Raw genomic sequence first — 7863 nt, 5'->3', positions numbered from 1 at the left:
TCTGGGCCCTCTTTTGCTTGATGGTAGGCTACGCCCAGGGACTCTCTACTCTGGTGGGGGACTATCTTAAGGAGTCGGGGCATTGCTTTGCTTGGACACTCTTCATTTATATCGTAACTTATTCATCGGACTTGATATTAGATCTCTTCTTCTGGTATGGTGAAGTTAGAAAGCCAAACAGTATCTCTTGCAAAAGTAACTTATATGTTTTAGAACTCCTCAAAACATTGGCCTGCACTGTAAAAGTTATTCCTAATCCTTATATTTTTGAAGTTGCTCTAGATAAATATACTGCTCATCTTACCTTAAAACAAAAGGGTGTAAAAGTCTCAGATTTTATATTAATAAATAATAGAAACTTGTACTTGGCAAAGCCAATTTTAGATAAGTGGGGCTATGCGTTACTTAAACCAAGGAAAGGTTCATTTGGTAAAGGAGTGACGCTGATCGATGATTTTTCGAGACTGCGTGATATTATTGAATTCATGGAACAGGAAAGAGGCATTAATTTAAATGAGGGTATACTTCTAGAAAAATACTATGAAAACAATCCTCAAGATTGGCTGAGTACAACCCTTATCAATGGAGAAGTCATGTATGGGTATAGAAAAAAATCAAGTCGATTTTCTAACTTTAGTAACTCTTTTGAAAGTCGCTCTTTTCAGAAAGTCTATGATTCCGATGAAATAGGTGGAGAGGTCGATCTAGGTAATTTGAAACAGCAACATCAACAGTTAGCAAGTTTAGCTTATCATGCGATGTCTTATGAAGTCATTGGTTTTGATATGATTTGGCATGAAGATCATCCTATCATCGTGGATGAAAATACTTTTCCTGGTCTATACCCAAACTTATTCAAACTAAGGAATCTTTCCCTAGTTAACTCAATGTATCAATTAATTGTACAAGCTTTAATTTAAATAGATTAAAATTGCAGTAGCGTACTTTTGGAGAGATAGAGTTATGCGGACTGTAGATGAAATTTTCAATGAAGCAATGAGCTTACCGAATTCTGACCGAGTGCTTTTAGTAGAGAAAAGAATTCAAGAACTTTGGATTGAAGAAGCACAAAAACACATTGATGAAATCAGAAGCGGTACAGTAAAACCGATTCCAGGAGAAGAAGTACTTGCTCAAGTCTGACAACTGTTATAATCATGAAATCAAAGCTCTAATAGAATATTCTCACTAGCAGGAGTTTTTGATAAATTGAGTCTTATCGCACAGAGCTATATGAGTCATCAAGGATCTAAGCGACAACCTATTCCTAAGTCGATTCGGTTTGAGATTTTCAAACGAGATAAATTTACTTGCCAGTACTGTGGAAAGAAAGCACCTGATGTTACCCTTCATGTAGATCACATTAATCCAGTCTCTCAAGGTGGAACTAACGACTTATTAAATCTTATTACATCCTGTGTAGACTGCAATTTAGGCAAAAGTGATCGAACTTTAGCAGATACCACCATCATCGACCGCCAGCGCACACAAATGGAAGAACTTCAAGAACGGCGTGAGCAAATTGAGATGATGATGGATTGGCAAAGGGGATTACTTGAACTGGATCACTATTTGATTGAGCAAGTTGCTGAGTTTTGGGCAGAGTTGGTTGAGCCATATAAACTTTCTGAGCAAGGACTAAAAAGTTTAAAGAAATTGTTGAGACAGCATAATGCTGATGAAATTATGGAAGCAATGCGTATTGCGACTACACAATACTTAGAATATGACAATGGCCAAGTGACTCAAAAGAGCATTAGTTATGCTTGGTCTAAAATTGGAGGAATTTGTAAAACAAAGAAATTAGAGAAGACTAAGCCTTACATCCAGAAACTATTTTATATACGAGGCATTCTGCGGAAAAGATTGAATTATCTCAATGAATGGCTGTGCCTTAAGCTCTTGGAGGAAGCATATCAGTGTGGTGCTAATCTTGATCAGTTACAAGACCATGCTTGTAAAGTCCGTACTTGGACAAAATGGCGACAAGAAATTGAATATTTTATTCAATGTTCAAGAGATACTCAATCTGATTGCTTTATAGAAATTAATGAAGATGAGTTATATGATTCAAAGCAACACAACCAAGAGAGTGAAGAGGAAGAAAATAGAGAAGAAATGAACCAATTAATTCAAATTTGTAATTCCTATGCTCAAACTCAGGATTACAAAAAGATTGCTGAGATGTGTAATAATTATCTAGATGTAAGTGTCCCTGAGATTCAAGAATATTTACTACAAAACTTTGAAGATTGGTTTGTTACTACACAAGGAAATCGCTTTATTGTCGATTTAGTTAGGTTGCAAACAATGTTCAATGATCAATACATCCATTGGTCAATAGATTATACAACAAGATGTATTTACACACTAGATAGTGGTGACGAATATTATATAGATTTTGAAACTCTCTCCTCAGATGAGAGAAAATTGTTGTGGATACAACAACTTAGCAGTAAGACTTGGAGTACTCCTGAAATGATTGCTGAGTTATCTGAAATTCTACAAGATTCCCCATACATATCATTAGACTCTTAATCCATTAATAACCATCGCTACCAGCTCCTAATAGACTATAAACGATCGCAGTCCAGGTTTGACCTAATTAGGATTGGGCTAAAATAGATTCTCCCATTTGAATGTGCCATAAACTAGCATAGACCCCATTGTGTTCTAATAATGCTTCATGACGACCGGATTCAATAACTTGACCGCGCTCCATGACGTAGATACAATGGGCGTTGCGGATGGTGGAAAGTCGGTGAGCGATCGCGATCGTCGTCCGATTTTGAGTTATTCTCTCTAACGATCGCTGAATGGCTGCTTCTGTCTCATTATCTACCGCAGATGTGGCTTCATCCAGAATCAGAATCGGGGGATTTTTAACAATGGCACGAGCGATCGCCAATCTTTGCTGCTGTCCTCCGGATAATTTCTGACCTCGTTCCCCAACTATGGTATCATATTTTTGCGGTAGCTCCATGATAAAGTCGTGGGCTTCTGCCAACGTTGCCGCCGCAATAATATCGGGTTCAGAGGCATCAAACGTCCCATAGGCAATATTTTCTGCCACCGTTCCATGGAATAAAAACACATCTTGGCTGACTAACCCAATACAGCGCCGCAAATCTTCTAGCTGTAGTGTTTGCAACTCTAGACCATCTAACGTAATTGAACCATTTTGAACTTCATAGAGCCGCAACAGGAGCTTAACTAAGGTACTTTTTCCCGAACCCGTTGAGCCAACAATAGCAATTGTTTTGCCCGCAGGAATGGTCAAAGAGACCTGGTTTAATATCGGCAGGCGATCGCGATAGGAAAAACTGACCTCTTTCAGCACCACTTCACCGCGCACCGTCTCCAAGGCAAGGGGAATATCTCCCGTATGAATGGCGATCGGCGTATCTAATAATGCCATTACCCGGCGAGTTGAAGCCATGGCACGCTGACATAAATCCAGGGTACTTCCGAGGCGAGTAAGGGGCCAAAGTAACCGTTGAGTCATAAACACTAGGGTGCTGTAGGTTCCCACGGCTAAATTCCCGTTCGTGACCTCCAAACCTCCATAGAGTAGGATACAGCTAAAACCAAGTAAAATTAACATCCGCACCAGAGGAATAAACGCCGCAGAATAGGCGATCGCCTCCTCATTCGAGCGTCGATAGGCAGTTGAATCTTGGCCGACCCGCTTGACTTCGTATTCTTCGGCGGTAAAACTTTTAATCGTGGTAATGCCACTGAGATTATTCGCTAAACGATGATTGAGAAAACCCGCATTTTGGCGCACTTTCGTATAGCGGGGAGCGAGAAACTTTTGATAGGCGATCGAACCCCAAATAATAAACGGCATGGGGACAAGGGTCATCCAAGCAACTTCCGGTGCTAGGATCAGAAACATCGAGCCAATAATTAAAACAGTCGTCGCCACTTGGATTACTTCATTGGCTCCCACATCCAAAAAGCGCTCCAATTGGTTAATATCATCATTGAGAATCGCCATTAACTCGCCGGTGCTGCGGTCTTCAAAATAGGCAATTTCCAGATTTTGTAAATGACTATAGGCATCTAAACGTAGATGATGTTGAATCGTTTGGGCTAAATTGCGCCACAACCGTTCATAGGCATATTGAAACGCAGATTCCAATCCCCAAATCAGGGCAGACAGAAGGGTGAGGAGTAAGAGTTGGGTAAAAACGCTAGTAATTCCCAAAGCGGCGATCGCCGAATTTTCCTGTTTAACCACCACATCCACGGCGATCCCAATCAGGATGGGAGGGGCAAGATCGAAGATTTTGTTGAGGATCGAAGTTGCGATCGCCAACCGGACTTGATTCTGATAGGGGCCGCTATACTGAATTAAACGCTGAAGAGGAGAAGAACTAGAAGTCACAGAGTTCGGGGTAGGGTAGATGAAATCGTACTTAATGAGTGTAGCAATAGAATTGAACTCTTCACTGGTGAATGTTCGTGGTGTCTTCTATAGCTTCTAAAATGGAGAGAAAACACTCAACTAGAGAGATTACTGGGAGATTAACCCATGAAGATTGAAATTGTTGGTCAAGATGCAGAGATAGCAACTGAGGAGTTACTCAATATTGCTGGGATTGAGGGGAGTTATGAAACCCTCGATGAACCCCAGAGAGCGGAGGTATTAACCACAATCGCCACTATTGTGGGTATTGTCGGGGGAACAATGGCGATCGCCAAGCAACTCTACGAGTGGTATCAGAAGTCCCAGAAGAAAGACTCAGGACGCAAGCTGGAGAAAGTCATGATTGTCACCGATGACGGTCGCCGCTTGCTGCTCAAAGATGCCACAATCGAGCAGATTAAAGAACTCTTGGAGTAAACTAAAAGTATTCATTGTTAATTCTCAAATGGCTCAAATTCTCCATATTGAATTGACTCCTGTGGGAGAAAATCAGGCTCGGTTTCGGTTCTTCTGGGATAACCCCAATCAGGCACAGGAACGGATACGGCCTTTGGCTGAGATTGAAGAATTGCTTGAACAAGTAGAGAAAGAATATTACACCTCACTGCCCACACCCTATCAGAAAATAGGGCAACGACTGTTTAACTGGTTGGATGGAGGAGAGCGGTTTTTACAATCAGCTCTCGATAAACCGCCTCGGAACAGTCGCGGAAGGCAAATTGTTCTGGCCATTTCCACATCGGGGAGGTTAGCGAATTTGCCTTGGGAAGTTTTGCATAACGGGAAACGATTCTTGGTAGAATGCCGACCTCCCATTGTGCCAGTGCGTTGGGTACAAGAACACGACCAGCTCCGAGTCGAAGAAGACCCCAAACCTCGCTTTTTGAATCTGCTGTTTATGGCTTCGTCACCACGGAATTTTGATCGGGTGCTGGATTTTGAGGCAGAAGAAGGACAAATTTTAACGGCAACGAAAGGGATGGCTAAAGACCTGCGCTTGGTAGTGGAAGAAAGTGGTTGTCTCGACGAGTTGCAAGAGTTGATTGATGCCGAAAGCGACCCCTTTGATATTGTTCATTTAACCGGTCATGCAACGATTACCGATGAAACGCCTTATTTTCTCACGGAAGATGAGTATGGAGACCGCCGAGATTGTGATAGTCGGGATATTGCTGATGTTTTGCCCTATAACCATTCTCCGTTGGTATTTTTGTCGGGTTGCCAAACCGGATATTCTAATGAGCAGACTGTATTTTCCATGGCTGAAGCGTTGGTTCAAGATGGAGTGATGGCGGTTTTGGGATGGGGAAACCGGGTTAACGATGCGGAAGCTTCAGCCGCAGCAGCGACTCTCTATGGGGAACTTTCAGCCGGTCAAACATTAGTAGAAGCTTTGGGTCGAACCTATCAACTTCTCTTGAAACAGGCAAGTTTAACCCAAGGTGAAACGAGATCGGATAAACTTTGCGGGAAGCAATGGCATTTATTGCGGTTGTATACCTCCACGCTTCCTGGTGCTTTGGTCACCAAGCGCAACAGCAGAGAGGGACGACGGGAACCTGCTCCACCATCTTCTGTGCAGCCCAAATTTATTGATGAACAAACCCAAGAACTTCCCCTGATACCCCGCAAGGAGTTTGTGGGTCGTCGTCGTCAGTTGCAAAATTGCTTGCGGGTGCTTAAATCTCCAGATAATAGGAAAGTTGGGGTGATGCTCGCGGGTATGGGAGGATGGGGAAAAAGTGCGATCGCCGCTCGATTATGCGATCGTCTTTCATCATACTTCCCTCAAGCCATTATTTGGGGACGTAAGAGCCAACCCATCGCTGAACCGAGCCTAGTTCGTAAACTCTGCGACCAGTTGGGAAGTGCCGAAGAGCGTCAAGAACTTCGAGAGGGAACTGAGGAGCTAAAATATCGCCTGCGGAATGTATTTCTGACCACCCGTCAGCAGCCGTTTTTACTGGTACTGGATGACTTTGAGTGGAGTTTAGAGCTAAAAGGAGAACAGTACAGGCTACAACCGAGTGCTGCGAGAGTTTTGGAGGCCTTGGTTTGGGCCATTGAGAGTGCTGGAACCGAACACCGAATTATTATCACCTGTCGCTATCAGTTTGATTGGCAGGGATTAGATAAGTTTTTTATTCAACCGTTGGATAGTTTCCATCATGCCGACCTTCAGAAGAAGTTGCGACGTTTAGAACACTTTAGTTCGGCAGAACTAGACGAAGAGTTGCTGCAACGCACTCTCACTCTTTCGGCTGGCAATCCTCGCTTGTTGGAAATGTTAAACAAGGATGTATTGTCTCAAGCAAATGCCGAAGAGATATTAACAGAATGGGAAAATCATCCAGAGAAATGGAAATGGAGCATTATTTGGGAGGGGGATCTCTACCCACCCGTTGACAATGCCTTAGCCAAAATTATCAGCGCTTGTTCTATTTATGAAATTAACGTGCCGATGGCAGCGTTAACAGCAGTCTGTAAAGGACAATTATCGAGTAGAGAGGACGAACAAAAACAGATTAAACGAGCGATTAATTTTGGATTAATTGAGGTGAGCCATCACTTGAAAGAAGGCAAGCGAGAGTATCGAGTTTCACAGAATTTATCCCAGATTTTTCCAGCAGTCCGGCTACCAGAAGATACAGACAAGCTTTATCGTCTATACCAAAAAGCTTGGGCTGCATTAACTGAGTTGTGGGCAAATATAGAAAATAAAAATCAAGGGCAATGGCAAGAGATATTTCGCTTAAAGTTTGCCGAGAAAGGTAATCCCGAACGATTTCGGGAAGGGTTCGAGAAAATGCGTCATTTTCTGTCAAACTGTGAAGCAGATAGCGGATTTCAGTGGGAACTGAGAAAGTCTAAAGATAAATGCTCTGAAGAGACATTTTGTGAGAGACTAGAAACCTTATTACAAGAAGAGAATTGGTATGAGGCAAATGAAGAAACAACATTTATTTTTTATCAAATTATGGTGTTAGAAAATAAAGATAGTGTCCGCGATCTCTACATAGACTTTCCTTCTAAAGACCTAGAGAAAATTGATCGATTATGGGTCAAGTATAGCGGTGAGCAGTTTGGTTTTAGCATTCAAAAAGAAATCTGGCTTAACAAAGGAGGTAAATTCGCAGGGTATGATCACGGGAATTTTCAAAAGTTGGCAGAGTATGTTGGTTGGCGCAAGCATGGCTCTTATTGCTCCTATCCCCATCAATTCACTTTTAATAAAAACTCACAACGAGGTCATCTGCCGCGATTATGGGGGGGATAATGTTAGGTGGGGAAGGCGGCGAGTTGGGATACTCACTCCTTTTTTTATCTCTTTCTTAGATTTTAAAAAATATGGAACTCACAAGAAAATTAAAATTTATTATTAATCCATTTAGTCGAGTATTCCTAGGCTTTCAGTATTTTATTACCTGTTG

The 7863-nt window shown here is 42.1% G+C and carries 6 protein-coding genes; 5 read left to right on the top strand and 1 reads right to left on the bottom strand.

Translation table 11 applies throughout. The features are described from left to right. The 3 genes from PN466_RS21170 to PN466_RS21160 all read left to right on the top strand — a co-directional run. Positions 1–920: ATP-grasp domain-containing protein (locus PN466_RS21170; protein ID WP_271943586.1), on the top strand; the 920-nt coding region annotated here is incomplete at its 5' end. Positions 921–963: 43 nt separating this feature from the next. After that, a complete protein-coding gene (locus PN466_RS21165) occupies positions 964–1143 on the top strand; it encodes an addiction module protein (RefSeq protein ID WP_271943583.1) in 180 nt (59 codons plus the stop codon). A gap of 90 nt (positions 1144–1233) precedes the next feature. Beyond that, positions 1234–2538: an HNH endonuclease gene (locus PN466_RS21160; protein WP_271943581.1), complete on the top strand. Its 1305-nt coding sequence runs from the start codon at positions 1234–1236 to the stop codon at positions 2536–2538. 67 nt (positions 2539–2605) lie between these two features. On the opposite strand, the gene PN466_RS21155 is transcribed toward PN466_RS21160, so the two are convergent. After that, complete coding sequence (locus PN466_RS21155) at positions 2606–4390, bottom strand: ABC transporter ATP-binding protein (protein WP_271943578.1); 1785 nt, start codon at positions 4388–4390, stop codon at positions 2606–2608. 147 nt (positions 4391–4537) lie between these two features. Between PN466_RS21155 and PN466_RS21150 the strand changes: the two genes are divergently transcribed. Further along, a complete protein-coding gene (locus PN466_RS21150) occupies positions 4538–4849 on the top strand; it encodes a hypothetical protein (protein WP_271943575.1) in 312 nt (103 codons plus the stop codon). Positions 4850–4877: 28 nt separating this feature from the next. Beyond that, positions 4878–7709 carry a GUN4 domain-containing protein gene (locus tag PN466_RS21145; RefSeq protein WP_271943572.1) on the top strand — a complete coding sequence of 944 codons (2832 nt, stop codon included), beginning with the start codon at positions 4878–4880 and terminating at the stop codon, positions 7707–7709. Positions 7710–7863 lie beyond the last annotated feature (154 nt).

The organism is Roseofilum reptotaenium CS-1145 (assembly GCF_028330985.1).
In the GTDB taxonomy this organism is placed as follows: domain Bacteria; phylum Cyanobacteriota; class Cyanobacteriia; order Cyanobacteriales; family Desertifilaceae; genus Roseofilum; species Roseofilum reptotaenium.
Note: the sequence above shows the minus strand (reverse complement) of the source record. Positions and strands in the feature narration are given on the sequence as shown.

Bases quoted from the DNA above. Each gene is read 5' to 3' on its own strand.
- PN466_RS21150 (WP_271943575.1), top strand. From the start codon at position 4,538: ATGAAGATTGAAATTGTTGGTCAAGATGCAGAGATAGCAACTGAGGAG.
- PN466_RS21160 (WP_271943581.1), top strand. From the start codon at position 1,234: ATGAGTCATCAAGGATCTAAGCGACAACCTATTCCTAAGTCGATTCGG.
- PN466_RS21165 (WP_271943583.1), top strand. From the start codon at position 964: ATGCGGACTGTAGATGAAATTTTCAATGAAGCAATGAGCTTACCGAAT.
- PN466_RS21145 (WP_271943572.1), top strand. From the start codon at position 4,878: ATGGCTCAAATTCTCCATATTGAATTGACTCCTGTGGGAGAAAATCAG.